Consider the following 24,707-nt stretch of genomic DNA (forward strand, 5'->3'; position numbering starts at 1 on the left):
GCACCAAGGCGTTCGCGCGCGAATCCCACAGGAATAATTGGCCCGAAACAAACGTAGGAGCGAGCGCAGCTCGCGATTGCGCCGCGCGGGCGGCGCTCGCTCTAACAGGCGCTGCCATACCTTGTGGCAAACACCTGTCAGCCCTAAGGCGATCCCTGTGGGAGCTGGCTTGCCTGCGAAAGGGCGCTTCGCGGCCTCAATGGCCCTTGATGACCAACGACTTGGGTCTGAACCACCACCCCTGCTGCATCCCTGCCGCCGCCAGCAGGATCAACGCCACCCCCAGCCATTGCAGCGGCGTCAAGCGGTGGTCGAAGGCCACCCAGTCGACCAGGATCGCTGCAATGGGGTAGATGAATGACAACGCCCCGGTCAACGCCGTGGGCAAGCGCTGGATGGCGCTGTACAGCAACACATACATCAGGCCGGTGTGCACAACCCCCAATGTCAGCAAACTGGCCAGCGCCGGCATTTCACCCGGCAGCCCGCCCAGCTTGGCCCAGGGTGCCAGCAACACCACGCCGGTGCTCACCTGGACCAACGCGATCAGATGCGGCGGCGTACCGCTGAGCCGCTTGATGATCAATGCCGCGATGGCGTACAGCAGCGCCGCACCCAGCGCCAGGGCAATGCCCAGCAGGTAGTCCTCGCCACCCCCCTGCGCGGCGCCATGGGCACTGACGATGGCCAGCATGCCGAGGAACGCCACGCTCAGCCAGCTCAGCTTGGCCAAGGTGATTTTTTCACCCAGAAACAACGCCGCCAAGCCCACCAGCATGAACGGCTGCACGTTGTACACCGCGGTACCGATGGCAATCGAAGCCCGCGAATACGAGGCAAACAACAGCAACCAGTTGCCGACGATGGCCACGCCGCTGGCCATCGCCAGCAGCAGCGCCGGGCGGCTGATCACGCCGGGGCGCAGAAAGCCGAACGCGGCACAGATGACCAGCAAGGTCACGGCACCGAACACGCAGCGCCAGAACACCACCTCCAGTACCGGCAGGCCGGACGCCAGCACGAACCCGCCGATGGTCCCGGAAATCAGCATGGCCGCTACCATTTCCAGCGACCCCCGGCGCAATGAATTGTCCATCCCACACCTCCTCTCGTCGATGGCACCAGTATGCAGGGGGCCCCGTGCAACCTTCCAGCCGATTAGCAAGGCAAAGCCATAGTTTTGCCTTTACTATCAAGGCAAATTCCGCGACCTACCCTTTGAGGTGCACATGACCGACGCCATCGACCAACTGTTGATCAACGCGCTGATGGAGGACTCACGCCGCTCGCTCAAGGCCCTGGCGCAGGTAAGTGGGCTGTCTGCCCCCAGCGCCGGCGAGCGTTTGCGCCGGCTGGAGGAACGTGGCGTGTTGCGCGGGTACACGGTCAATGTCGACCCACGTGCCTTCGGCTACCAGTTGCAAGCCATCGTGCGTATCCGCCCACTGCCCGGGCAATTGCAGGAAGTCGAGCGGCAGATCATTGCCATCCCCGAATTCACCGAATGCGACAAGGTCACCGGCGAGGACTGCTTCATCGCCAGGCTGCATGTGCGCTCGATGGAGCAGCTGGACACCCTGCTAGACCGCATCAATGTGTTGGCCGAGACCAACACCGCAATCATCAAGAAGAGCCCGGTCAAACGGCGGTTGCCGCCGATGGGGCCAGTACAACCCTGACTGAGGGGCCAGCCAGCAGGGAAAGGGAACGACTGACTATTTTTTGTACACAAGAATGTCACCTTAAGTGCCATTTTTGTGTGCAGTTCTCCAAGCGGCGCCCCAATACGTTACACCCGCACAACAACTAATTTTGACCATTTGATCAAGTTATCCTGCAAACCAAAAAATAAACTTGTTCAAATGGTCAATTTATAACGCCTGTATTTCAGCTAGTTATCCCACACCTGACTCAATCCTAAAAAATCCACCACCAAGAACTGGATTCTATCTGGCACAGAAATGGCTTTTGTGTGCTTATGTTTTGTATACAACTTAAACAAAACATAAATACACAATAACTTGCGGCGCCGACCCATTACCGGCCGCCGCACCTACAACCCTGTGATGCCAACGCTGCATCGACGAGATGGCGAGCCCGTGCGCATGCCCGCTCATCGCAGTCCATGTGCATCAGGAGCCCGCCGGAATGAGTAGCAGCCTCGATCTTGCCCCTGAACAATCCGTCGTCAGCACCCACCCCAATTCCACCCTTGCCGGCCAGCACCCCGAACTGGCCTTGAGCCCACGCCTGCATAACCGCGACCTTGCCCCCACGCGAAGCGAAGGCCGGCGTTGGGGTGGCTATAGCATCTTCGCGTTGTGGACCAACGATGTGCACAACATTGCCAACTATTCATTCGCCATGGGCTTGTTCGCCCTCGGCCTCGGTGGCTGGCAAATTCTGTTGTCGTTGGCCATTGGCGCCGCGCTGGTGTACTTCTTCATGAACTTGTCCGGTTACATGGGGCAAAAAACCGGGGTGCCGTTCCCGGTCATCAGCCGCATCGCCTTCGGTATCCATGGTGCACAGCTTCCGGCGCTGATCCGGGCGATCATCGCCATCGCCTGGTTCGGCATTCAGACTTACCTGGCCTCGGTCGTGCTGCGGGTACTGCTTACCGCCGTATGGCCGCACATGGCCGCCTACGACCACGACAGCATTCTTGGCCTGTCGAGCCTGGGCTGGGTGTGTTTCGTGGCGATCTGGCTGGTGCAGCTGGTGATTCTTGCCTACGGCATGGAAATGGTACGCCGCTACGAAGGCTTCGCTGGCCCGGTGATTTTGCTGACCGTGGCAGCGCTGGCGGTGTTCATGTACGCCAAGGCTGACGCGCGTATCGCCTGGTCGGTGGCCGAGCCCCTGACCGGCTACGAGATGTGGCGCAACATCTTCGCCGGCGGCGCCCTGTGGCTGGCGATCTACGGCACCCTGGTGCTGAACTTCTGCGATTTCGCCCGCTCCTCGCCATGCCGCAAGACCATCCGCGTCGGCAATTTCTGGGGGCTGCCGGTGAACATCCTGGTGTTCGCGGTGATCACCGTGGTGCTTTGCGGTGCGCAATTCCAGATCAACGGGCAGGTCATCGACAGCCCCACGCAAATCGTCGCCGCCATTCCCAGCACTCCCTTCCTGGTACTGGGCTGCCTGGCATTCCTGATCGTCACCGTGGCGGTCAATATCATGGCCAACTTCGTCGCCCCGGCCTTCGTGCTCAGCAACCTGGCGCCGCGCCACCTGAACTTCCGCCGTGCCGGGCTGATCAGCGCCACCGTGGCGGTGCTGATCCTGCCGTGGAACCTGTACAACAGCCCGCTGGTGATCGTGTACTTCCTGTCGGGGCTGGGCGCCCTGCTCGGCCCGCTGTACGGGGTGATCATGTCCGACTACTGGCTGCTGCGCAAAGGCTGCATCAACGTGCCGCAGCTGTACAGCGAAGACCCGGCCGGCGCCTACCACTACAGCAAAGGCATCAACCTGCGCGCCGTGGCCGCGTTCGTGCCGGCCGCACTGCTGGCCATCGTGCTGGCCCTGGTGCCCAACTTCCACAGTGTGGCGCCGTTTTCCTGGCTGATAGGAGCCGGCATCGCCGCCGCCCTCTACCTGCTGATCGCGCCGCGCAACCGCCAGTACCACGATGTCAGCGGCGAGTGCATCGCCGTCGACCACAGCAGCCATTAATCAGGGAAGACTGCCCATGCGTATTCTGATCGCCAACGTCAACACCACCGCAGCCATCACCGAGGCCATCGCCGAACAGGCCCGTACGGTAGCCGCGCCCGGCACCGAAATCGTCGGCCTCACCCCCTGGTTCGGCGCCGAATCGGTGGAAGGCAATTTCGAAAGCTACCTGGCAGCCATTGCGGTGATGGACCGGGTACTGGCCTACGAGGGCCCCTACGACGCCGTGATCCAGGCCGGTTATGGCGAACACGGCCGCGAAGGCCTGCAGGAGCTGCTGAATGTGCCGGTGGTAGACATCACCGATGCCGCTGCCAGCACGGCAATGTACCTGGGCCATGCTTATTCGGTGGTAACGACCCTGGACCGGACCGTACCGCTGATCGAAGACCGCCTGAAGCTTTCTGGCCTGTATGACCGCTGCGCCTCGGTGCGGGCCAGCGGGCTGGCGGTACTGGAGCTGGAAGCCGACCCACAGCGTGCTGTGCAGGCGATTGTGGAGCAGGCCGAACGCGCCGTACGCGAAGACAAGGCCGAGGTGATTTGCCTGGGTTGCGGCGGCATGGCCGGGCTGGACGAGCAGATCCGCCAGCGTACCGGGGTGCCGGTGGTGGATGGGGTGAGTGCGGCGGTGACCATTGCCGAGTCGCTGGTGCGCATGGGGTTGAGTACCTCCAAGATGCGCACCTATGCCACGCCGCGGGTGAAGAAGGTGGTGGGTTGGCCGATGCGGTTCGGCCGCTAGTCCTTTAGTTGCCAGTACCGGCCTCTTCGCGGGCACGCCCGCTCCCACAGGGCCCCCACAGCTTTCAGGCTTGTGGTTATCTTGTGGGAGCGGGCGTGCCCGCGAAGAGGCCGGCACAGGCCAACACATCACCTGGGCCAACCGCTGCACTGCCACAGCCAAGGACTAAAACCCTCATGTCGGGCAGCAGCGTGGCCAGGTCCAGCGCACGGTTGGGGCCCTGGCAGTTCAACTGGCCCAAGCCCTCGCCCGGTTTCTCGGCATGGCGCAGGAACACCTGCGTCCACGGCCGCTCAATCATCCCGCGTCAGCACTTCCAGCAACTCGATCTCGAAGGTCAGGGCCGAATTCGGCTGAATCGCCCCCACACTGCGCTCGCCATAGCCCAGGTGCGCCGGTACCAGCAGCTTGCGTTTGCCGCCCACGCGCATGCCCATCAGGCCCAAGTCCCAGCCTTTGATCAACCGGCCGGTGCCGATCACGCACTGGAACGGCTTGCCGCGCGACCAGGACGAATCGAACTCACTGCCATCGGCCAGCCAGCCAGTGTACTGGGTAGTGATCAGGGCGCCTTTGACGGCGGCTTTGCCGTCCCCCTCGACCAGTTCGATGATCTGCAGTTCTTGGCTCACGGGCATACTCCAACGCTTGAAAACAAAGCCGCCCTTTTCTCAGGAATGCATCGGTTTGGCAAGCGCGCGTGGTGTTTCGTGCTGGCGCTTCGACCACAGCACACCGCCCAAATGTTTGCCGAGTGGCTGCTGGCGCAGGCCTGAATCAGCTGTTCTGCTCGAAGACTTCCTCGCCGGTCAGTTCCTTGGTCTGGTTGGCGAAGCAGTACCAGGCGGGTTTCTCTTCGACGAAAATCTGCATGTTGAAATCCCAGTCCTGGTCGCCCTCGAGCAGGCCGACCGGTATGGCATGGAAGTCGTTGGCCTTGAGCCGGTAGTACAAGTGCGTGCCGCACTGGCCACAAAAAGCACGCTGTGCCCAGTCCGACGAGTCATAAACGCTGGGTGTACGCCCCTCGATCAACGGGGGCTTGCTGCAATCAACCACCAGCAGCGGGCCACCGGTCCACTTGCGGCACATGCTGCAATGGCAGGCGCTGATGTGGGTATTGTCGACGGTGACGGTAAGCCGGGTGGCGCCGCACAGGCAGGTGCCGTGTTTTTCCAGGGCCATGGCTGGCTCCTTGAACAGGGGTTGGGCCATGTGGGAGCGGCCTTGTGTCGCGATCGGGCTGCAAAGCAGCCCCCGGATTGACGCATCAACGCGAAAATCGAGGGGCCGCGTTGCGGCCCGATCGCGACACAAGGCCGCTCCTACAGGCAGACGGTGTCAGCCTGTTAAATATAGACAGTTCCGCGCAGGTACAACGCCGCCCGCCCGCTGATGATCACCCGGCCATTACCCGGTACTTCACACAGCAACTGCCCTTTGCGCGCCCCGCCCTGCTCGCACGCCAGCACCTGCTTGCCCAGCCGCTCGGCCCACACTGGCGCGAGCGAGGTATGCGCCGAACCCGTCACCGGGTCTTCGTTCACACCCACGTTGGGGCCGAACCAGCGGGTGACAAAATCAAAACCACGCCCTGCTGCAGTCACGGCAATGCCGCGCACATCGAAGGCCGACAGTGCAACGAAGTCTGGCTTCAGGGTATCGAGCAGCAATGCGTCATCGATCACCACCACATAGTCGTCACTGCGGTACAGCGCCTGCGCCTGGCTCAGGCCCAGCGCTTGCAGCAGGCCCTGCGGCATGTCTTCGGCGAGTGGCTGCTTGGCCGGGAAGTCCATGGCCAACAGGCCGTCCGCACCGCGGCTGACGCGCAGTTCGCCACTGCGGGTATTGAAACGCAGCACCTGCGCCTGCTCGCCCAGTTGTTCGAACAGCACGTAGGCCGAGGCCAAGGTGGCGTGGCCGCACAGGTCGACTTCCACGGCCGGGGTGAACCAGCGCAGGTCGTAGGTTTCGCCATTGCGCACGAAATAGGCGGTTTCCGACAGGTTGTTCTCTTCGGCAATGCGTTGCAGTACATCGTCCGGCAGCCAGCTTTGCAGGGGAATCACCGCTGCCGGGTTGCCGCCGAACGGCTCAGCGGAAAAGGCATCGACCTGGAAGATCTCGAGTTGCATGCACACGCTCCTTGTTGCCTGGGCGCTGCCAGGCAGATGTCTGAATAGGGTTACGGGCGTACCGGCGTCAATACCGGCTCACCGGCAAAGAATGTCTGCAGCTTGCGCAGCACCAGGGCCTGGGTGTGTTTGGCGTGGCGCCCAATGGCATCAGCCCGCTGTTGGGGTGATGGGGCACGGATCAGTCGGTAACCGGCCTGCTCCAGCAAAGGCAGGTAATCATCGACGGTTTCCGCCAGTACCAGGACTGTCTTGTGCATGCCACCTCCGTTCGCGAAGAGGCATTATGCGGACTCACACTACAGTACAGTCAATCGCTATTTGCGGGTTGAACTGTACTGTACGGGTACCCCGGCGGAGCGTGGGTCTTGGAAAAGCGCTACTGCGCGAATGCACGCCCCAACCCACCTGGCACCCCGCTGCTGTCGGTTTCCTGCCAAGGGCCATTCGGGCTCAGCGACCAGCTCCAACCATTGTCGAAGCGGTAGTAGGTGCGCTGCCGGTAGAACGTGTTGGGTTGTTTATCCAGCACATAGACGCCCAGTTTCGGATCCCAGTGGCTGGCACCACCCGGCGGTGGCGCGAAGCTGGCCGAGGTGCGCGGCATCGGCTTGGGAATGGCCGCCGGCTTGCCTGGCTGGGTAGAAGGCTGGCCGCCGGGCAATGGCTTGACCACCGGCCCCTGGGGCGGCACCCGCTCTATCGGCGGCTCGGGGTGCTCGTAGGGCTGCTGCGTCGTACACGCAGACAAACCCAGGGCCAGGGTAATCAGGGTCAGGCGGACGGCGCTGTGCATGGCATTGCTCTCTTACGGATCGGGGCTGTCGATGGTCAGGTGTTGGGTAGACTTAGTCGCGCTGGACAGGGGTGCACCTTGGCCGATCCACTCACCTTGGGTCGGCTGGCCAGCACGCGACACACGTGCCATCAGTTGGACTTCGGCAAAGTCGGACAGTTTCATCTGCGGCATCATCGCGTCCGCATCAGACAGCTCCACCTCGATCGGCAACTGCGCCACTGTCACCCGCTTGGCCGCCAACGGCATCGGTGGGCCATTGCTGGCGCGGGCGAAGATGAACACCGTGTCGTCCGGCTTGACCTTGTCCCGCAACGCCGCCGCCAGTTCCACCCGCACCTTCAGGCGCGCAGCGACCGGCGCGGGTTCGTTCGCCCGCGCCGGCGAGCTGCCCAGGCGCTCGGCAGCGCGGTCGATGCCGCCTTGCAATGCCGCACGCGATGCATCGCCCTCGGGCAACTGCGCCAGCAAACGCTGCCAGTAATCGATGGCTTGCTGGTAACGCTCGCCTTCGAAAGCGGCGATACCGCGCAGCCCCAGGCTGGTAACTTCGTTGGGGTCGGCCTTCAAGGCTTCGTCGGTGAGGGCCTGCAGCTGCGGGCTCCACTGTTTGTCAGCAGCAAAATACAGGGCTTGCGCCCACTGCCCCAGCAGCTCTGGCTGACGCCCGGCCAGGGCCACGGCACGTTCAAAGGTACGCGCAGCATCTGCCGGGCGCTGCTCGGCCATGTAGGCACGGCCGAGGAAGTACACGGCTTCGGCCGAGTCTGGCTGGGCTTGTACCACACGCTCCAGGCGCGTGGTCATTTCCTCCATCGACTTCGGCGCCTGGGCAAACTCCTGGGTCAGGGCCACCTTGTCGGCTGCGCCGAAATGCAGGTACAACCCCAACGCCAGCACCGGCACCAACACCGCGGCCAGCAGGGGGAGTGCCTTGCCCAGGTGGCCTTGGCGCGGGGCGTCAGCGCCCTCGGTGTCGGCCAGCAGCTCACGGGCGGCTTCGTCGCGGCCCTGGGCCAACTGCGCTGCGTCCAGTACCCCGGCAGCCTGCTGCGCAGCCAGTTCGGCGACCCGCTCCTGATACAAGGCCACGTTCAGGGCGGTACGGTCTTCTTCCTGTTGGCGACGACGGCCACGCAGGATCGGAATCAGCAGGAAGCTGAGGGCAGCGAGCAACAACAGGCCCGCGCTAAGCCAGAATTCAATCATGGGTCGGTTCTTTTTCCAGCAGTTTGGCGAGACGCTCGCGTTCTTCAGCAGACAATGCATCGGTGCCTGGCGTGGCACTGCCACGGCGCCGGCGCACGATCAGCGCCAACACCACGAACCCGCCCACCAGCAGCAGCCCTGGGCCGAACCACAGCAGCCAGGTGCGACCACTGAGCGCCGGCTTGTAGCGCACGAAATCGCCATAGCGGTCGACCATGAAGTCCACGATCTGCTGGTTGCTCTTGCCCTCGCCCAGCATGCGGAAGATCTCCCGGCGCAGGTCGGCAGCGATGGGGGCGTTGGAGTCGGCAATGTCCTGGTTCTGGCACTTGGGGCAGCGCAGTTCCTTGGTCAACGCCTGGTAACGCTGGCGCTCTGCCTCGTCGCGGAACTGGTAGGTATCGATGGCCGCCTTGGCTACACTGGCCAGGCTCATGCCTAGCAGCACCGCTGCCAGCCAACGCCTCATGGTGTGGCCTCGTCGACCAGGCCCTGATACAGCGGCGCCAGCTGCTCACGCCACACCGTGGCATCGACGATGCCCACATGCTTGTAGCGGATGATGCCCTTGGCATCGATCAGGAATGTTTCCGGCGCGCCGTACACCCCCAGGTCCAGGCCCAGGCTGCCCTGCTCGTCACGGATGTCCAGCTGGTAGGGGTTGTGGAAATCGGCCAGCCATTTGCGCGCTGCGGCGTTGTCGTCCTTGTAGTTGACCCCGTGAATCACCACGCCCTGCTGCGCCAGCTGGTTCAGGTACGGGTGCTCCACCTTGCACGACGGGCACCAGGTGGCCCACACGTTGACCAGTGCCGGGCGGCCGTGCAGGTCAGCCTCGGTCAGGGTACGGTCGCCCTGGGTCGAGGCCAGGGAAAACGCCGGGAACGCTTTGCCGATCATTGCCGAGGGCAGCTCGTCTGGCTTGAGGAACAAGCCCTTGTAGAGAAACACCGCCACCAGCAGGAACACTGCCAGGGGCACTACCATGATCCAACGCTTCATGCAGCTGCTCCAGACACGCCCAGGGCTTCACGCACCCGGGTCTTGACCTTGACGCGGTAGCGCCGGTCGAGGGCCGCCAGCAACCCGCCCAGGCCAGTCAACAGACCGCCCAGCCAGATCCAGCGGACATAAGGCTTGATATGCACGCGCACCGCCCAGGCGCCGTTCTCCAGCGGCTCGCCGAGGGCCACGTACAGGTCGCGGGTGAAGCCGGCATCGATGCCGGCTTCGGTCATCATCGACTGCTGCACGGTGTACAGGCGTTTTTCCGGGTGCAGGGTGGTCACAGCCCGGCCATCGCGGCTGACCACGATCGTGCCTTTGTCGGAGATGAAGTTGGGCCCTTCGAAGTGCTTGGCACCTTCGAACAGGAAGTGGTAGCCACCCAACTCGACGCTCTCGCCCGGCGCCATGCGCAGGTCGCGTTCGGCGCTGTTGTTGCTCGACAACACCACGCCCAGCGCGCACACCGCCAGGCCCAGGTGCGCCAGCTGCATGCCCCAGTAACTGCGGCCCAGCCCCGGCAGGCCCTTGACCAGCCCCTTGTGGCGCGTCTTGTCGAGGATGTCACGCAGCCCGCCGAGCACCACCCAGGCAGCCAGGGCGAAGGCAGTCAGCGTCGGCCAGTCGAAGTCATCGACGATCAGGCCGGCCAGCGGTGCAAGGATGGCGCTGCCCACCAGCACCGGGCTCATCATGCTCACCAGCCATTTGCCCGGGGTGTCCTTCCAGCGCACCACCACGCCAATGCTCAACACCACCATCAGCAGCGCCATCAACGGCAGGAACAACGCATTGAAATACGGTGGGCCCACCGACAACTTGGCCCCGGTAAGGGCATCGAGCACCAGGGGGTAAAGGGTGCCGAGCAGGATCATGGATGCCGCCACCACCAGCACCAGGTTATTGGCCAGCAGCAGTGTTTCCCGCGACCACAGGGCAAAGCCCACCTGGCTTTTGACCACCGGCGCGCGCAGGGCGAACAAGGTCAGCGACCCCCCGACCACGAACAGCAGGAAGATCAGGATGAAAATGCCCCGCGACGGGTCTGCGGCAAACGCGTGCACCGAGGTCAGCACGCCGGAACGCACCAGGAAGGTGCCCAGCAGGCTCAGCGAGAACGCGGCAATCGCCAGGAGCACGGTCCAGCTCTTGAACACCCCGCGCTTTTCGGTCACCGCCAGCGAGTGGATCAGCGCAGTGCCCACCAGCCAGGGCATGAACGAGGCGTTTTCCACCGGGTCCCAGAACCACCAGCCACCCCAGCCCAGTTCATAGTAGGCCCACCATGAGCCCAGGGTAATGCCCACCCCCAGAAACGCCCAGGCGACGATGGTCCATGGCCGCGACCAGCGCGCCCAGGCGGCATCCAGGCGGCCACCGAGCAAGGCGGCGATGGCGAAGGCAAAGGCCACCGAGAAGCCCACGTAGCCCATGTACAGCATGGGCGGGTGCACGATCAGGCCGAAGTCCTGCAGCAGCGGGTTGAGGTCGCGGCCGTCGGTCGGCACCTGCGGCAGCATGCGCTGGAACGGGTTGGAGGTGATGATCAGAAAGCTCAGGAAACCTACGCTGATCATGCCCATCACTGCCAGCACGCGGGCCAGCATCACCTGCGGCAACTGCCGCGAGAACACCGACACGGCAAAGGTCCAGCCACCGAGAATCAGCGCCCACAACAGCAAAGAGCCTTCGTGGGCGCCCCACACGGCGCTGAACTTGTAGTACCACGGCAAGGCGCTGTTGGAGTTGCTGGCCACGTAGGCCACCGAAAAGTTGTCGGTCATGAAGGCGTGGGTCAGGCAGGCGAAGGCGAACGCCAGGAACGCGAACTGCCCCCAGGCCGCAGGCCGTGCCAGGCTCATCCACAGGCTGTCGCCGCGCCAGGCGCCAAGCAGCGGCACGCTGGCCTGCACAGCTGCAAAGCAGATGGCCAGGATCATCGCCAGCTGGCCCAGTTCAGGTATCACCAGTGCGGCGTTCATGGCTTGCTCCCCCCGCCAGCGGCTGCCTGGCCGCTTTCCTTGAGGGCCTTGGTAACCTCGGGCGGCATATATTTCTCGTCATGCTTGGCCAGGACTTCATCGGCTACCACCACGCCCTGGTCATTGAGCTTGCCCAGGGCGACGATGCCCTGCCCTTCGCGGAACAGGTCGGGCAGAATGCCGCGGTAGGTGATTGGCACCGATTTGTTGAAGTCGGTGACCACGAAGCGTACGTCCAGCGAGTCGGACGAGCGTTGCACAGAGCCTTTCTCGACCATGCCGCCCGCGCGGATACGGGTGTCCAGCGGCGCTTCGCCATTGGCAATTTGAGTGGGGGTATAGAACAGGTTGATGTTCTGCTGCAGTGCGCTCAAGGCAAAGCCGACGGCAACCCCGACGCCGACCAACAGGCCGGCGATGAGCAACAGGCGTTTCTTGCGCTGCGGATTCACTGGTTGTTCTCCCGGCGCAAACGGCGCGCCTCTTCTTGCAGGTAGCGACGGCGAGCCAGCAGCGGCGCGGCGACATTCAGCGCCAGCACCACCAGGCAGATGCCATAGGCGGACCACACGTACAGGCCGTGGTGGCCCATGGCAAGGAATTCGCCGAAGGTGGCAAAGCTCATGGTGCGGCCCTCCGCCCAAGGCTGTTCAAGACTTCGTCCTTGACCCAACTGGCGCGCGCCTCGCGCTTTAACACTTCCAGGCGCATGCGCAGCAGCAGCACAGCGCCGAAGAAGCAGTAGAAACCCAGCGCCGTGCACAGCAGCGGCAGCCACATTTCTGCCGGCATCGCCGGTTTTTCGGTGAGGGTGAAGGTGGCGCCCTGGTGCAGCGTGTTCCACCACTCCACCGAGTACTTGATGATCGGGATGTTCACCACGCCGACGATCGCCAGCACCGCACAGGCTTTGGCGGCGCTGTCACGATTACTGATCGCCTGGCCCAGCGCAATAATGCCGAAGTACAGGAACAGCAGGATAAGCATGGACGTAAGTCGGGCATCCCACACCCACCAACTGCCCCAGGTCGGCTTGCCCCAGATGGCACCGGTGACCAGCGCCACCGCGGTCATCCAGGCGCCGATCGGGGCGGCACATTGCAGGGCGACATCGGCCAGCTTCATCTTCCACACCAGCCCCACCACCCCGGCCACGGCCAGCAGCACATAGCAGGACTGCGCCAGCATCGCCGCCGGCACGTGGATATAGATGATGCGGAAGCTGTTGCCTTGCTGGTAGTCCTGGGGGGCGAAGGCCAGGCCCCAGGTGATGCCGACCAGCAGCAGAAGCACGGCGGCAGAGGCCAGCCATGGGAGCATGCGGCCGCTGATGGCATAGAACCATTTCGGGGAGCCCAGCTTGTGGAACCACGTCCAGCTTATTTTCATCAGGGTACATCCAGGGTATTTGCCGGGCTTGAGAGCCCGGGACTCGTTATTCGCCGACGCTGATCTTCAGCCCGGCCGCTATCGCAAAGGGTGCCAGGGTCACGGCCAGGGCGGTGAGGCTGGCGAGCCAGAGCAAATGGCCGGTTGCCGGCATATTCTGCAACGCCGCTTGCAACGCACCACTGCCCAGGATCAATACAGGGATATACAACGGCAAAATCAGCAACGCCAGTAACAAACCACCGCGCTTGAGGCCAACGGTCAGCGCCGCGCCTACCGCACCCAGCAAGCTCAGCACTGGCGTACCCAGCAGCAGTGAAGCAAGCAGCACCGGCAGGCAATGGCCGGGCAAGCCGAGCATCAAGGCCAGCAGCGGCGCCAACAATACCAGCGCCAGCCCGGAAAAGATCCAGTGCGCCAGCACCTTGGCCAGCACCAGCAGCGCCAGCGGGTGCGGCGACAGCACCCACTGCTCCAGCGAGCCGTCCTCGAAATCACTGCGGAACAGGCCGTCCAGCGACAGCAGCACCGCCAGCAACGCGGCCACCCACACCAGGCCAGGCGACAAGGTTTGCAACAATTGGCTCTCGGGGCCAACCGCCAGCGGGAACAGGGCAACGACGATGGCGAAGAACACCAGCGGGTTGGCCAATTCGGCCGGGCGCCGGAACAACAGGCGCGCTTCACGGCGCAGCAACAGGATGAATACGCTCATGCCGCCCATTGCCCCAGGTTCAGTTCACGGTAACCGCCTGGCTTGCGCGTCAGCGTATGGTGGGTGGTCAGCACGACGGTGCCGCCTTGCTCGCAGTGCGCCGCCAGGTGTGCTTCCAGTTGCGCCACGCCTTCCTTGTCGAGGGCGGTGAACGGCTCATCGAGAATCCACAGCGGCGGCCCGGCCAGGTGCAAGCGGGCCAGGGCCACGCGGCGCTGCTGGCCGGCCGACAGGGTGTGGCAAGGCACGTCTTCGAACCCGCGCAGGCCCACCGCCGCCAGCGCCGCCCAGATAGCGTCGCGGCTGGCCGGTTGATGCAGGGCGCACAGCCAGGTGAGGTTTTCCTCGGCGGTCAGCAGGTCCTTGATGCCGGCGGCATGGCCAATCCATAGCAGGAGGCTGGCCATGGCATGACGCTGCTCAGCCAACGGCTTGCCCCCCAGCAGAATCTGCCCGGCGGTTGGCTGCATCAGCCCGGCCAACAGGCGCAGCAGGCTGGTCTTGCCACTGCCGTTGGGCCCACTGATCTGCAGCATGTCGCCCGCGCCCAGTTCGAAATCGAGTTGCTCGAACAGCAGGCGCCAGTCGCGCTCGCAGGCCAGGCCTGCGGCTTGGAGGTGGAAGGTCACGGTTTCGCCTTATGTGTAGAGGGCCTCAGGTCGGTGTTGCCTGGTTGGCAGGCGAGCCAACCTGAAGCCCGTGTCTCAAGTCGCCCGGTGCGCTGCCGTTATACTGGCAACCACGGGCGGTCGGCATTATTGCACGCGCCGCTGCGCTGCCAAGAGGCCGGGTCCGACAGGTTGTATACAATCATGACTGAAATCAATAGTCTCGGCGCACAAACTGCGCTTGGCAACCAAGCCACCAAGGCGGCCATGACCGGCGAGGTCCTGCGCCTGGTCCAGCCCCAGCCTGGTTTGCTGGCGCCCGGCGAAACCGCGCAAGCCCAAGTGCTGGCGTTGCGCCAGAGCGGCCAGGAGTTCCAGCTGCTCCTGCGGCTGGTCCAGGCCAACGGCGCACAGACCCAACTGCAGGCCAGCGCCGGCCAACCCCTCGCCCCAGGTAGCCAGGTTACCGTCAGCCAGACCGAAGGCAATCGCCTGGCCATTTTATTGCAGCAGGCCACAGCCAGCCAGGTCGCCACCCTGACCCGCCTGGATACCCGCGAGGTACCTGTCGGCACGCTCCTGCAAGGCAAGGTCCTGACCAACCAGGCATTGGCCCAGGCGCCTGGGCAGGCGCCGGTCTATCGGGCACTGATCAGTTTGCTCAACAGCGCCCAGGCCGGCGCCACCCTGAGCGTCGACAGCCCGCGCCCGCTGGCGGTTGGCAGCCTGCTCAGCGCGCTGGTGCAAGGTGATCAGTCACTGCGCTTCGTACCACTGAGCGGCAGGCAGGACCAACTGAGCATCGCTCAGCAGCTAATGACCCAACAGAACCGCCAGGCCTCGCTGTCCGGCCTGCTCGACGCGCTGCAGCAGCTCACCCGCAGCGCCGATGCCCCTGGCGACCTGCGCGCCAGCGCCGAACGCCTGCTGGCCGGCCTGCCGGACGTACGGCAACTGGCGGACGCCAAAGGCGTGGCACAAGCCCTGGGCAACAGCGGCGCCTTCCTTGAAGCAAAATTGCTGGGGGGCTACCCAGCCGCTGTCGCCACCGACCTCAAGGCCCACCTGCTGCGGCTGGTGGCGCAGGCACCGAACCTGCCGCCCGGCACGCCAAGCCTGGCTCCGGACAGCCTGGCCGTGACCATGCCCGCCGTGGCACGCGGAGCCCTGGGCCTGCTCGAACGGGTCAGCCCCAAGCCACAGCCCGGGGCATTCCCGCTGCCGTCGCGGTTGCTGAATGCGCTGGAAGACGAAGGCGACCTGCAACAGCTGCTGCGCCTGGCCGCTGCGGCCATTTCCCGCCTGCAGAGCCACGCCATGAGCAGCCTGCAACAAAGCGGCACACTGGAAAACGGCAACCTGCAGACCACGTGGCAAACCGAAGTGCCGATTCGCCACGGCCAGGAGTTCATTCCCTTGCAGGTCAAACTGCAGCGCGAAGAAACGCCGCGCCAGCAGGCCGATCGTGAAAAGGAAGCAGCAGACTCGCTGCGAGCCCTTTGGCGTATCGACCTGGCTTTCGACCTGCCCCCGCTGGGCCCCATGCAGGTCCAGGCCCAGTTGAATCAAGGGCAGCTGTCGGGCCAGCTGTGGGCCGAGCGCGAGCCGACGGCGCGCCTGATCGACAGCCAGCTGGGCAGCCTGCGCGAACGCTTGCTTGCCCGCGGCCTGGAGGTCGGCGACCTGGAATGCCGCGCGGGCATCCCACCGCAAGGGCCCCGTACCCGAGTAGAACAACGCTGGGTGGACGAAAACGCATGAACGACCAACAACCCCGCCAGGCCATTGCCTTGAGCTACGATGGCCAGCAGGCGCCGAGCCTGACGGCCAAAGGTGACGACAGCGTAGCCGAGGCCATACTGGCCCTGGCCCGCGAGCACGAGGTTCCGATCTATGAAAACGCCGAACTCGTACGCTTGCTGGCGCGCCTGGAACTGGGCGAGCAGATCCCTGAGGCGCTGTACCTGACCATCGCCGAAATCATCGCCTTTGCCTGGCAACTGCGTGGCAAGGTGCCCGTGGGCTTCGACGACGAACCGCCGGGCGAGCGCGACATTACCCCTGCGCCTTCGCCGATGAACGTGCTGCCAGGGGATGACAGCATTAATTAGCACTTGACCGGTGTGCCCGCTGGCTACCCTGCAACGCCCGATAGCCACGGACACCCAACGATGAACTTCCCACAACCCATGAAGCAGCGCCTGTTGCACAGCGCGCTGGCCCAGATGCCGCGCCCGGACACATTGGCCGACAAGCTTTTGCGCGATTGGCTAGCGCAACGCGGTGTGCTCCTGTCCCCCGCGGATATCGACGTCGTCACGTTCCACTACCAGGACGCAGAGCGCGAAGAAGGCCAGCCCTGGCTCCCCCCTCAGGCCAAGGTGATTCAACGCGTCAGCCTGACCGACGCCCTGCTGGCCAACTGGCAAGGGGAACCCTGTACAGGCAGTGGCGGATTCCACTTTGGCGATTGGGCGGGTATGGCGCCGCTGCACGCGGTGACATTTGTCGACCGTATGCGGCCACCCCCCCTGCTTTCCAACGCGATGTCCTACCTGATCTTCAACGGCCTGTATCGGCGTACCCCGGAAAAGGAGGTCAGCCCGGCGACACTGCTGCCCATCCGCGCCGAAGTCTTCCAGGACTATGTATGGGGTTTGCACCTGCACGAACGGCTGAAGGCGCAACTGGACAGCTATTGGCAGCAGAGCCGGACAGACTACGCACGCGCACTGGAAATTGCCTTCATCACCGCCTGCAACAACCAAGTCAGTGAGGGTAGCCTGAGTGTCCCTGCCTGGCGCCTGGCCTGGCAGGCCGCCGGCCTGTTGCCCCTGGACACGCGGGCGATAACCACCCGCCTGCTGAATGTGTACGGTTATCACAGTACATCGATCATCTACATAAAGGCCGACGACAGCAGCACCGTCGTCCTTTATTTGCCGGGCAACGCGTCGCCCCTGCACGAGTTCCCGGACCTGTCTGCGCTCAAGCACTGGTTTGCCGAGCAATGCAAAGACCCAACCCGCCGCGAGTGGCTGCAGCAATGCTTCTCGCCCGCGGACTGGGCGGACGGGCTGGAATTCAGCGGCCTCGTCACGGCCTTGAAAGGGCTGGGCTGCTATCCCGCGGCGCATCGCCTGCCCGACGATCAACCTGGCTTTGCCACCAGTGGCATATGGGACCCTGAAGAGACGATCGAATTCGGATCGCCCACCCACAGCTTGCCTATCGACGGTAACCTGTTCGACCACTTGGCCGATCGCCAGAAACAGCGCAGCTACGATGACCTGGATTACCGCGTCATCACCAACCGCCAGGTCAACAAGACGCACTGGGGCAGCTACCTGAACGTTGCCCAGTGCCTGCTGGCGCCTTTATGCGTGGTGGTACCCGAGCTTCTGCCGGTGATGGTGCTGGGCGGCGTGGCACAATTCAGCCTGGGCATGGACCAGGTGATCAACGGCCACTCGCTGGACGAAAAGGCCGAGGGGGTCGAAAACCAGGTCTTCGGCCTGTTCAATGCCTTGCCCTTGCCCATCGGCATTGCCCGCGCCAGCCAGGCGTTCCACTACCGTTTGCCAGGTTTGCTACGGCCGACCCAGTTGGCGGATGTGCTGGGCGAAGCGGCCAATGTAAGCGTGCCAACGGATGCGTTGCAGCTGGTACCGGCACAAGCGGCGTTCCGTGACACGGTGCGGATTACCACAGGCTCGCAAAGTGTAGTGGTGACCCGCGTGGGGGATAATCTGGGCCACTACTTCGAGGGTACATTCCAGGCGCCCCAGGGCATCAAGACGCAACCCGTGGTGTATGACCTGCACACCGACAGTTTCATCAAGCTCTCTGAATACAGGCAACCCACACCTGAGCGCTGGGTAATCGACAGCGGCGGATCAGCAGCTCTGGTGCGGATTGCCGACGCCCAGCGGGTCGTCACCGACGCACAGCGCATGGGCACCCTACGGCAGCTAGGTATCCAGCTGGATCTACCCATGGACTACACGCACTTCGACACCCTGGAGCGCACGCCAATTCCGCGCATCGTTTCCAGTCTATGGGTGGGTGACAAGGCCATTTCCCCGGTTTTCCTGGAGGCGCTGGTGCACAATGCCGAAGCCCTGGAAGACACTGGGTACCAGTACCAACTGTTCCTTTCGCGGCAGAGCCCGAGGGCCTATAGCGCCAACCTCACGCTGCTCAGGAGCAGGACACTCCACATGAGCGTCCTGCCGCTCGAGGATCAACCGTTCTACCAGGCGTTCGCCAGTTCGCCCTATTTCGCCCAGTACCAGGCGGCGCTGGGGATCACCAACCCAGGCATCACCAATTTCAGCTCGGCCAGCGACATCCTGCGCTACCGCATGCTCAAGCAGATCGGTGGGTTCTATCTGGATGCCGACGACCGGCTGCTCAACGCCGCTTCGGGGCCAGGCAACCCACCGCTGGCCAGCCAGACCTTGCGCACGACCGCCGATGGCTTGCTTTTGTACCCCCCGGTTTGCAATGACCAACTGGGTTTCTACATTCAGTACAACAGCAGCATGATCGGCAGCCACCCGGGCAATCCCACCCTGGACGCCATTTCCGAGGCGATCCTGCAACGCTTCCAGCAAGACCCGACGTTCTACACCGAACGGCCCGACCGGGTCTTCAACCCTGTGGCTTTCAACGCTTATGCCCGCCGCCTCAGCCGCTTGAGCGGGCCGGGGGTACTCAATGACGTGATCGACGCGCGCCTGCCCTGGCTACGGCAGTTGCGCGAAATGTGCAGGCTGCTGGTTTCCCCCATCTACGACATTCACGGCGCCCTGGACACCAGCCAGTTGACCCGACTGATCCGTGAGCATGTGCCGCTCGACCGTTTCTTCGAGGCCGGCCGGGCACATAGCTGGGAACAGAACTGAAGGGTGATAGCGGGCGTATGTAGTTATCTACCACTGGCGTGCAGCGTGATCCAGCAACCTTGCAGCACCCACTCACGCAAGGTAACCACGATGCGCACTACCGGGATCAACGCCACTGGCGTGCACTATGTCCGCGATCATCTGAACCATGTCCCTCGGCCCGATCGGCAGGCCAGTCAGGCCGTCAGGCAATGGTTCGCCGAGCAGGGCCACCACCTCGACCCCGACCGGGTCGATGTGGTGACCCTGCACTACCGTTCCGACCACAAAGGCGGCAGCCTGGCAGAGGTCAGGCAATGCGTCAGCCTGACCCAGGCCGTGCTCAGCAACTGGCAGGGCGAAAGCAATAACGACCTGTTCGGCGCCTTGTTCCGTGCGCCCTGGGCTGGCACCTTGCCAGAAAGCCCGGTGCGGATCGTCAACGCCCTGCCCGCCCGGGGTTTCAACCACTATGGCGCCGAGTTTTCGGTGTTCAACGGGCTGTTCCACCGCACCGAACCAGCGCGCTACGACGCCACCACCCATGTGCCGATAGCCGCCGAAAGCTTCCAGCAGTTCATCGAGAACCTGGACTTCCAGGCACCCTTCAAGAATACCCTGCACACCTACTGGCGCGACCATATGGGCGCCCACCGCCTGGCGTGCAAGCTCAATTTCATTGCCGCCTGCAACAAGCAGGTCAGCGAAGGCAGCCTCAGCGAAGCGGCACGTAAACTGCTGTGGCAAGCGGCCGATTTGATGCCGCGGGTCGACAAGCTGCGCATGAGCACCCTGAGCATCTATGGCTACGCCGCCACCGACCTGCTGTACCTGTGCAACCCAGGCACGGACCTGACAGTGCTCTACCTACCTGGCAACAGTTCACCCTTGCTGGAGTTCGCCAGTGAAAACGCGCTGAAAGACTGGATTGGCGAGCAATGCAAAGACCCGCTCAAGCGTGAAGCCCTGAAACAGCATTTCAGCCTGGCCGACAGGCCGCAGGGCGTGGATTTCAGCGGGTTGGATACCGCACTCGATGGACTGGCCGAATATCCCCGGCGCCACGCCTTGCCACCGGAGCACGGCATGTTCAACAACGACGGTATCTGGCCGCCGCGCACCTATGTCAACTACCGGCCGAGCCGCTACAACCCGAGGATCACCGGCGACTTGTTCCAGGCGCTGGCCGAGCGCCAACGCCAACGCAGCTTCGATGACGCCGACTTCATCATCACCAGCGACAGCCAGGTCAGCAAGGCCAAGTGGCGGGGCTACCTGCTCACCACCCTCAACTTGCTGGCACCGCTGTGCCTGGTGGTGCCCGGCCTGGCACCGGTGTTGGCGCTCGGCGGCATTGCGCAGTTGGGCCTTGGCCTGGATGATGCGATCAATGGCAAGACCCTGCAGGCACGGCAGGACGGTGTCGCCAACATCACCTGGGGGCTGTTCAATGCTGTGCCATTGCTGTTGACTGGGGCGGCCAAAGCCTCGGCACTGTTCGCGTTCAAAAGCGATGGCTTCGTGCCGCCGATTCGGCTCAACGACCAGATCGGTTACCCAATGAGCCCGGTGCGCCCCCCCGTATTGCTAGCCCCAGCGCCCGAAGGTGCGCCCTACTTCCATATCTGCGAACCGATCCCGCCGCTGCCGCAGGCCGACCCGCTCACCGCCGACGCCGTGATCCGCAGGCCGAGGTACAACGGCATGCCGGACACCCTGGAATCGGTGATCGACGACTACATCAAGGAGGTGGTGTATGACCTTGAACGGGACGCCTTCATTTTGGACGAGGACATCAACGACGTTGAGCCCGTTGGCTACGTGGCAAGCCCTGATGCTCGCGGCCTGGTACCCGAGCCCCGCGAGCGCGTAGTCACCGATGCGATGCGCACCGCCACCCTGCGCGCGCTGGGTATCGACCTGGTGCTGCCGGGTGAAATCCCACACGCCCCCGCCAACAGCTTGCCCATCCCCAAGCGGATTTCCTGCCTCTGGGTAGGTGACAAGACCTTGCGCCCGGCCCTGCTGAGCAACCTTGCCCACAATGTCGCGGCGCTGGAAAACAGTGATTACAGCCTGCGCCTGTTCCTGTCCACGGCCAACCCTGGCGCTTACGAAGAAAACCTGCGTCTGCTGGCCGAACAGGCGCCGGGGCTGCAGGTGCTACCCCTGGAAGAGCAAGCGTTCTTCAGGGCATTCCAGCAGACCAAGTACTATGCCCAGTACGACGCGGCCCTGGACGGCAATGGTGGCGTGGCCACCAACTATGCGTCGGCAAGCGATGTGCTGCGCTACCCGCTGCTGCACCATGAAGGGGGGCTGTACATGGACGTCGACGACACGCTACGGGTGCCAGGCAAGGCCGGGCAACCCCAGCTGGGGGAACCACCGGCACCGCCCACCGAAGCGATTCAAGACGTAGCGCTGTGCATCCCGGCAGATGGCTTGCTGCTGGCGCCGCCGATGGCCAACGAGAAACTGAGCATGAACTGCCTGTACAACACCAGCCAGATCGGTAGCCACCCTGGCAACCCGACCCTGGAGGCGATCAGCGAGGAAATGCACGCACGCTTCCGCCTGCATTCGGACTTCTATGACCACAAGCCCAGCCTGGCCGAAGACCCCTCGAACTTCTACCGTTATGCCAGCCGCCTGAGCTACCTGACCGGCCCGCGCCTGCTCAGCGACGTGATCGACCAGCAATTGCCCAACCTCGCAACCTTGCGCCAGATGGTCAACCTGTACAACATCCCGCGCATAAATACCGCCACCTTCATCAACACCAGCGCGCTGAGGGAGGCCGTGCACCAGCAATTGCCGCTCAACCGCATCGCCACGGTCGGCGGCAATCACTCCTGGGTCCAGACCTGAGCCTGGGCGCAGGCCTGACCGGGCCTTGAAGCGGCCCGCCAGGCTCAGTCACTACGGTGCAGCTTGCTCATCAGCTCTGCCTCGGCCTGGGTCAGGCCGCAGCTCTCGGTCAGCTCGGCGATGCTGGCGCCCATGCCGACCAGCTTGGCTGCCTGGGAAAACGTCACGTTATGAGGGTCGCGTTGCTCCAGTTGCTGGATCCGGTCCGGCAAGGGGGCAACCGCCACGTTCAACTCGTGCAGCGCGTCCCCCATGCGCACTGTGACGTTCTGGTAGTCATCCAGGCGTTTGGCGAGGTCCTTGATGCGCTGGTCGCGCAGGGCATCGCCCACGGCCTGCTGCGCGGCCACTTCGCGCTGGCGTTTGCTGTAGTTGAGGAAGAACCAGAGGCTCAAGACCCACAGCAACGCCAGAAAGATTACCGCAACCTCGAAGATCAACTCAGATGTTCTCCAGCTCGGACCACTCTTCCTCAGTCATCATCTTGTCCAGTTCGACCAGGATCAGCAGCTCGCCGTTCTTGTTGCACACGCCCTGGATGAACTTGGCCGACTCCTCGTTACCCACGTTCGGCGCGGTTTCGATTTCCGACTGGCGCAGGTAGACCACCTCGGCCACGCTGTCGACCAGGATACCGACCACTTGCTTGTCGGCCTCGATGATGACGATACGGGTGTTGTCGGTGACTTCGGTCGGCATCAGGCCAAAGCGCTGGCGGGTATCGATCACCGTTACCACGTTGCCTCGCAGGTTGATGATGCCCAGCACATAGCTGGGCGCACCCGGCACCGGCGCGATCTCGGTGTAGCGCAGCACTTCCTGCACCTGCATCACGTTGATGCCGTAGGACTCGTTGTCCAGCCGGAAGGTTACCCACTGCAGGATTGGATCTTCAGAACCTTGTGCAGACGACTTTTTCATTCCCCTAGCCCTCTAAATCCGCTTTCTGGCGGTTGTGTTCGGTGTCATTTGTTTGTCGCGCAGCTGCTTGACCGCGCCGCTGGCGATCAGCTCGGCCAGCGCGGCAACGTCGAGCAATGCACACATGTGTTCAATAACCGTGCCGGCCAACCACGGGCGCTGGCCACGCTGGCTGCGCCACTTGATTTCCGACGGGTCCAGGCGCAACGAACGGCTGACCTGGTGCACGGCCAGCCCCCATTCGTAGCCCTGCACCGAAATCACGTACTGCAGGCCCTGGCGGAAATCGTCGCGGTAGCGGTCGGGCATCACCCAGCGCGCCGTATCCAGGACCTTGAGGTTGCCCGCCTGGCAGGTAAGGATGCCAAGGAACCATTCGGGCTGACCGAACAGCGGTGTCAGCTCCTGGCCGGCCAGGGTGTAGATCGAGCCCAGGCACACCAGTGGTACGGCCAGGGTCAGGCCGGCGACATCGAACAACAGGCATTCGAAGGGTTCGGCGGCCCAGGCCGGGCGGCCGTCGACAGTGGCCGGTGGCACGGGCGGCGCTGGCAGGTGCACGTCGACCAGTGGCAGCGCCGGTTCCAGCGCAGGCGCTTCGACCAGCACTGGAATGGCCGCCTCGGCCACCACCTCCTGCTCCACCACCGTCACCACCGGCGGGTCGACCGGCATCACGCTGGGCAATACCGCCAGGCGGGGTTCGGCGAAAGGCCGAGGCGCAGGGCGGGCAACGGCCACGAGCGGTTCGGCAGGTTGCGGCTGGCGGGCATCGCGGGCCTGCTCCTCGCGCACGGCTTCAGCGAACTCATCGGCTGCAGCGGGCTCCACGGGTGCCTGCAACAGCGCCTCGTCTTCGGTGGCCTCCTGCAGCAGGCCATCCAGATACGATTGCAAGGCCATCTGTGGCCGGGTGCCGGTGTACCGGGTCTGGGTCATCAGGCCACCTGCGCTGCGGGTTTGTAGGTCAACAGGTGCTTGAGCAGTGCCCGGTAGGCGACCAGCCCACGGCTCTTGGCGTCGAACTGCGAAGGCGTCACGCCCTTGCGGCTGGCGTCGCGCAGGCGCGTATCGACCGGGATGTAGCCCTGCCATACATGCTGGCCGTAGGTGTCACGCAGCAGCTTGAGGGTGCCCAGCGAGGCCTGGGTGCGGCGGTCGAACAGTGTCGGCACGATCTGGTACGGCAGCGCCTGCTTGCGTGACCGGTTGACCATGGCCAGGGTCGCGACCATGCGCTCAAGCCCCTTCACCGCAAGAAACTCGGTTTGCACCGGGATCACCAACTGCTGGCTGGCGGCCAGGGCATTGACCATCAGCACGCCGAGCAAGGGTGGGCTGTCGATCAAGGCAAAGTCGAAATCCTGCCACAACTGCGCCAGACTCTTGGCGATCACCAGGCCCAGGCCATTCTGCCCCGGCGACTGGCGCTCCAGCACGGCCAGCGCGGTGCTCGACGGCAACAGCGAAATCCGCTCGTCGCTGGTGTGCAGCAGCAGTTGCCCCGGCAAGCCCTCAGGCACGCTGCCTTTGTGCAGGAACAGGTCGTAGCAACTGTGCTCGAGGGCATCAGGGTTGTGGCCGAAGTAACTGGTCATCGAACCGTGCGGGTCCAGGTCGACGACGACCACGCGCTTGCCGGCCTCGGCCAGCAGGCCGGCCAAAGCGATGGTCGTGGTGGTCTTGCCGACGCCACCTTTTTGATTGGCTACTGCCCAGACTCTCATCAAGCAAACTCTATGTATTGATTTGAAAGCGCGT

24 protein-coding genes and 3 pseudogenes are annotated in these 24,707 nt (G+C 63.7%); 7 read left to right on the forward strand and 20 right to left on the reverse strand.

What is annotated here, in order from left to right; genetic code table 11:
* Positions 1 to 196: 196 nt before the first annotated feature.
* Positions 197 to 1,096, reverse strand: a complete 900-nt coding sequence (locus tag QME24_RS11660) for a DMT family transporter (protein ID WP_280091441.1) — start codon at positions 1,094 to 1,096, stop codon at positions 197 to 199.
* Positions 1,097 to 1,229: 133 nt separating this feature from the next.
* Here QME24_RS11660 and QME24_RS11665 point away from each other — a divergent pair, with 133 nt between their 5' ends.
* The 3 genes and pseudogenes from QME24_RS11665 (at position 1,230) to QME24_RS11675 (ending at position 4,426) form a co-directional block, all read left to right on the forward strand.
* Positions 1,230 to 1,679 carry an Lrp/AsnC family transcriptional regulator gene (locus QME24_RS11665; RefSeq protein ID WP_232892639.1) on the forward strand — a complete coding sequence of 150 codons (450 nt, stop codon included), beginning with the start codon at positions 1,230 to 1,232 and terminating at the stop codon, positions 1,677 to 1,679.
* 559 nt (positions 1,680 to 2,238) lie between these two features.
* A pseudogene (locus QME24_RS11670) lies at positions 2,239 to 3,681 on the forward strand (NCS1 family nucleobase:cation symporter-1); the annotation flags it as partial.
* Positions 3,682 to 3,697: 16 nt separating this feature from the next.
* Entirely contained in the window at positions 3,698 to 4,426 is a 729-nt protein-coding gene (locus tag QME24_RS11675) for an aspartate/glutamate racemase family protein (RefSeq protein ID WP_232892641.1), read from the forward strand.
* A 178-nt stretch (positions 4,427 to 4,604) separates the two neighbouring features.
* On the opposite strand, the pseudogene QME24_RS11680 reads toward QME24_RS11675, so the two are convergent.
* The 15 genes and pseudogenes from QME24_RS11680 to ccmA form a co-directional block, all read right to left on the reverse strand.
* Positions 4,605 to 4,709, reverse strand: a pseudogene (locus QME24_RS11680) (histidine phosphatase family protein); the annotation flags it as partial.
* A gap of 10 nt (positions 4,710 to 4,719) precedes the next feature.
* Positions 4,720 to 5,058 carry an FKBP-type peptidyl-prolyl cis-trans isomerase gene (locus QME24_RS11685; protein ID WP_232892642.1) on the reverse strand — a complete coding sequence of 113 codons (339 nt, stop codon included), beginning with the start codon at positions 5,056 to 5,058 and terminating at the stop codon, positions 4,720 to 4,722.
* 145 nt (positions 5,059 to 5,203) lie between these two features.
* Positions 5,204 to 5,611: a GFA family protein gene (locus tag QME24_RS11690; RefSeq protein ID WP_054881320.1), complete on the reverse strand. Its 408-nt coding sequence runs from the start codon at positions 5,609 to 5,611 to the stop codon at positions 5,204 to 5,206.
* A gap of 164 nt (positions 5,612 to 5,775) precedes the next feature.
* Positions 5,776 to 6,564 carry a PhzF family phenazine biosynthesis protein gene (locus QME24_RS11695; protein ID WP_054881302.1) on the reverse strand — a complete coding sequence of 263 codons (789 nt, stop codon included), beginning with the start codon at positions 6,562 to 6,564 and terminating at the stop codon, positions 5,776 to 5,778.
* 131 nt (positions 6,565 to 6,695) lie between these two features.
* A pseudogene (locus QME24_RS11700) lies at positions 6,696 to 6,824 on the reverse strand (2-hydroxyacid dehydrogenase); the annotation flags it as partial.
* Between the two features lie 119 nt (positions 6,825 to 6,943).
* A complete protein-coding gene (locus tag QME24_RS11705) occupies positions 6,944 to 7,360 on the reverse strand; it encodes a hypothetical protein (protein WP_054881300.1) in 417 nt (138 codons plus the stop codon).
* A gap of 12 nt (positions 7,361 to 7,372) precedes the next feature.
* A complete protein-coding gene (ccmI, locus tag QME24_RS11710; protein ID WP_280091440.1) occupies positions 7,373 to 8,569 on the reverse strand; it encodes a c-type cytochrome biogenesis protein CcmI in 1,197 nt (398 codons plus the stop codon).
* Positions 8,562 to 9,038, reverse strand: a complete 477-nt coding sequence (locus tag QME24_RS11715; protein ID WP_054881298.1) for a cytochrome c-type biogenesis protein — start codon at positions 9,036 to 9,038, stop codon at positions 8,562 to 8,564. Before QME24_RS11715 ends, ccmI begins: the two co-directional genes overlap by 8 nt.
* Entirely contained in the window at positions 9,035 to 9,571 is a 537-nt protein-coding gene (locus QME24_RS11720) for a DsbE family thiol:disulfide interchange protein (protein ID WP_054881297.1), read from the reverse strand. Before QME24_RS11720 ends, QME24_RS11715 begins: the two co-directional genes overlap by 4 nt.
* Positions 9,568 to 11,541: a heme lyase CcmF/NrfE family subunit gene (locus QME24_RS11725; RefSeq protein WP_172828403.1), complete on the reverse strand. Its 1,974-nt coding sequence runs from the start codon at positions 11,539 to 11,541 to the stop codon at positions 9,568 to 9,570. The genes QME24_RS11720 and QME24_RS11725 overlap by 4 nt, the downstream gene beginning before the upstream one ends.
* Before the next feature lie 11 nt (positions 11,542 to 11,552).
* A complete protein-coding gene (gene ccmE, locus QME24_RS11730; protein WP_009681934.1) occupies positions 11,553 to 12,008 on the reverse strand; it encodes a cytochrome c maturation protein CcmE in 456 nt (151 codons plus the stop codon).
* Positions 12,005 to 12,181, reverse strand: a complete 177-nt coding sequence (gene ccmD, locus QME24_RS11735) for a heme exporter protein CcmD (RefSeq protein ID WP_009681933.1) — start codon at positions 12,179 to 12,181, stop codon at positions 12,005 to 12,007. Before ccmD ends, ccmE begins: the two co-directional genes overlap by 4 nt.
* Entirely contained in the window at positions 12,178 to 12,945 is a 768-nt protein-coding gene (locus QME24_RS11740; RefSeq protein ID WP_054881296.1) for a heme ABC transporter permease, read from the reverse strand. The genes ccmD and QME24_RS11740 overlap by 4 nt, the downstream gene beginning before the upstream one ends.
* Before the next feature lie 46 nt (positions 12,946 to 12,991).
* A complete protein-coding gene (gene ccmB / locus QME24_RS11745; RefSeq protein WP_029885661.1) occupies positions 12,992 to 13,660 on the reverse strand; it encodes a heme exporter protein CcmB in 669 nt (222 codons plus the stop codon).
* Positions 13,657 to 14,289 (reverse strand): cytochrome c biogenesis heme-transporting ATPase CcmA, encoded by a 633-nt coding sequence (ccmA, locus tag QME24_RS11750; RefSeq protein ID WP_054881295.1) that lies wholly within the window; start codon positions 14,287 to 14,289, stop codon positions 13,657 to 13,659. Before ccmA ends, ccmB begins: the two co-directional genes overlap by 4 nt.
* A 183-nt stretch (positions 14,290 to 14,472) precedes the next feature.
* Here ccmA and QME24_RS11755 point away from each other — a divergent pair, with 183 nt between their 5' ends.
* From QME24_RS11755 to QME24_RS11770, 4 genes are all read left to right on the forward strand, one after another.
* Positions 14,473 to 16,029, forward strand: coding sequence for a flagellar hook-length control protein FliK (locus QME24_RS11755; protein WP_054881294.1), 1,557 nt, complete (start codon positions 14,473 to 14,475; stop codon positions 16,027 to 16,029).
* Positions 16,026 to 16,379, forward strand: a complete 354-nt coding sequence (locus QME24_RS11760) for an EscU/YscU/HrcU family type III secretion system export apparatus switch protein (protein ID WP_054881293.1) — start codon at positions 16,026 to 16,028, stop codon at positions 16,377 to 16,379. Before QME24_RS11755 ends, QME24_RS11760 begins: the two co-directional genes overlap by 4 nt.
* 60 nt (positions 16,380 to 16,439) lie before the next feature.
* Complete coding sequence (locus QME24_RS11765; RefSeq protein WP_054881292.1) at positions 16,440 to 19,175, forward strand: DUF6543 domain-containing protein; 2,736 nt, start codon at positions 16,440 to 16,442, stop codon at positions 19,173 to 19,175.
* Positions 19,176 to 19,265: 90 nt separating this feature from the next.
* Complete coding sequence (locus tag QME24_RS11770) at positions 19,266 to 22,025, forward strand: DUF6543 domain-containing protein (RefSeq protein ID WP_280091439.1); 2,760 nt, start codon at positions 19,266 to 19,268, stop codon at positions 22,023 to 22,025.
* A gap of 44 nt (positions 22,026 to 22,069) precedes the next feature.
* Here QME24_RS11770 and QME24_RS11775 read toward each other — a convergent pair whose 3' ends face one another.
* The 4 genes from QME24_RS11775 to QME24_RS11790 are packed head-to-tail and all read right to left on the reverse strand — an operon-like array spanning position 22,070 to position 24,673.
* Positions 22,070 to 22,465, reverse strand: a complete 396-nt coding sequence (locus tag QME24_RS11775) for a DUF2802 domain-containing protein (RefSeq protein ID WP_054881290.1) — start codon at positions 22,463 to 22,465, stop codon at positions 22,070 to 22,072.
* A 1-nt stretch (position 22,466) separates the two neighbouring features.
* On the reverse strand, positions 22,467 to 22,946 hold the full coding sequence (locus tag QME24_RS11780) for a chemotaxis protein CheW (protein WP_003254393.1): 480 nt from the start codon (positions 22,944 to 22,946) through the stop codon (positions 22,467 to 22,469).
* Between the two features lie 12 nt (positions 22,947 to 22,958).
* Entirely contained in the window at positions 22,959 to 23,885 is a 927-nt protein-coding gene (locus tag QME24_RS11785; protein ID WP_054881289.1) for a CheW domain-containing protein, read from the reverse strand.
* Positions 23,885 to 24,673, reverse strand: coding sequence for a ParA family protein (locus QME24_RS11790; RefSeq protein ID WP_054881288.1), 789 nt, complete (start codon positions 24,671 to 24,673; stop codon positions 23,885 to 23,887). Before QME24_RS11790 ends, QME24_RS11785 begins: the two co-directional genes overlap by 1 nt.
* Positions 24,674 to 24,707 lie beyond the last annotated feature (34 nt).

This window comes from Pseudomonas sp. PARCl1, from assembly GCF_947311875.1.
Taxonomy (GTDB): Bacteria; Pseudomonadota; Gammaproteobacteria; order Pseudomonadales; family Pseudomonadaceae; genus Aquipseudomonas; species Aquipseudomonas juntendi.

Coding starts and splice junctions, on each gene's coding strand:
- QME24_RS11660 (WP_280091441.1), bottom strand. CDS start 1,096: ATGGACAATTCATTGCGCCGGGGGTCGCTGGAAATGGTAGCGGCCATG.
- QME24_RS11665 (WP_232892639.1), top strand. CDS start 1,230: ATGACCGACGCCATCGACCAACTGTTGATCAACGCGCTGATGGAGGAC.
- QME24_RS11675 (WP_232892641.1), top strand. CDS start 3,698: ATGCGTATTCTGATCGCCAACGTCAACACCACCGCAGCCATCACCGAG.
- QME24_RS11690 (WP_054881320.1), bottom strand. CDS start 5,611: ATGGCCCTGGAAAAACACGGCACCTGCCTGTGCGGCGCCACCCGGCTT.
- QME24_RS11695 (WP_054881302.1), bottom strand. CDS start 6,564: ATGCAACTCGAGATCTTCCAGGTCGATGCCTTTTCCGCTGAGCCGTTC.
- QME24_RS11705 (WP_054881300.1), bottom strand. CDS start 7,360: ATGCACAGCGCCGTCCGCCTGACCCTGATTACCCTGGCCCTGGGTTTG.
- ccmI (WP_280091440.1), bottom strand. CDS start 8,569: ATGATTGAATTCTGGCTTAGCGCGGGCCTGTTGTTGCTCGCTGCCCTC.
- QME24_RS11715 (WP_054881298.1), bottom strand. CDS start 9,038: ATGAGGCGTTGGCTGGCAGCGGTGCTGCTAGGCATGAGCCTGGCCAGT.
- QME24_RS11720 (WP_054881297.1), bottom strand. CDS start 9,571: ATGAAGCGTTGGATCATGGTAGTGCCCCTGGCAGTGTTCCTGCTGGTG.
- ccmD (WP_009681933.1), bottom strand. CDS start 12,181: ATGAGCTTTGCCACCTTCGGCGAATTCCTTGCCATGGGCCACCACGGC.
- QME24_RS11740 (WP_054881296.1), bottom strand. CDS start 12,945: ATGAAAATAAGCTGGACGTGGTTCCACAAGCTGGGCTCCCCGAAATGG.
- ccmB (WP_029885661.1), bottom strand. CDS start 13,660: ATGAGCGTATTCATCCTGTTGCTGCGCCGTGAAGCGCGCCTGTTGTTC.
- QME24_RS11755 (WP_054881294.1), top strand. CDS start 14,473: ATGACTGAAATCAATAGTCTCGGCGCACAAACTGCGCTTGGCAACCAA.
- QME24_RS11760 (WP_054881293.1), top strand. CDS start 16,026: ATGAACGACCAACAACCCCGCCAGGCCATTGCCTTGAGCTACGATGGC.
- QME24_RS11765 (WP_054881292.1), top strand. CDS start 16,440: ATGAACTTCCCACAACCCATGAAGCAGCGCCTGTTGCACAGCGCGCTG.
- QME24_RS11770 (WP_280091439.1), top strand. CDS start 19,266: ATGCGCACTACCGGGATCAACGCCACTGGCGTGCACTATGTCCGCGAT.
- QME24_RS11780 (WP_003254393.1), bottom strand. CDS start 22,946: ATGAAAAAGTCGTCTGCACAAGGTTCTGAAGATCCAATCCTGCAGTGG.
- QME24_RS11785 (WP_054881289.1), bottom strand. CDS start 23,885: ATGACCCAGACCCGGTACACCGGCACCCGGCCACAGATGGCCTTGCAA.
- QME24_RS11790 (WP_054881288.1), bottom strand. CDS start 24,673: ATGAGAGTCTGGGCAGTAGCCAATCAAAAAGGTGGCGTCGGCAAGACC.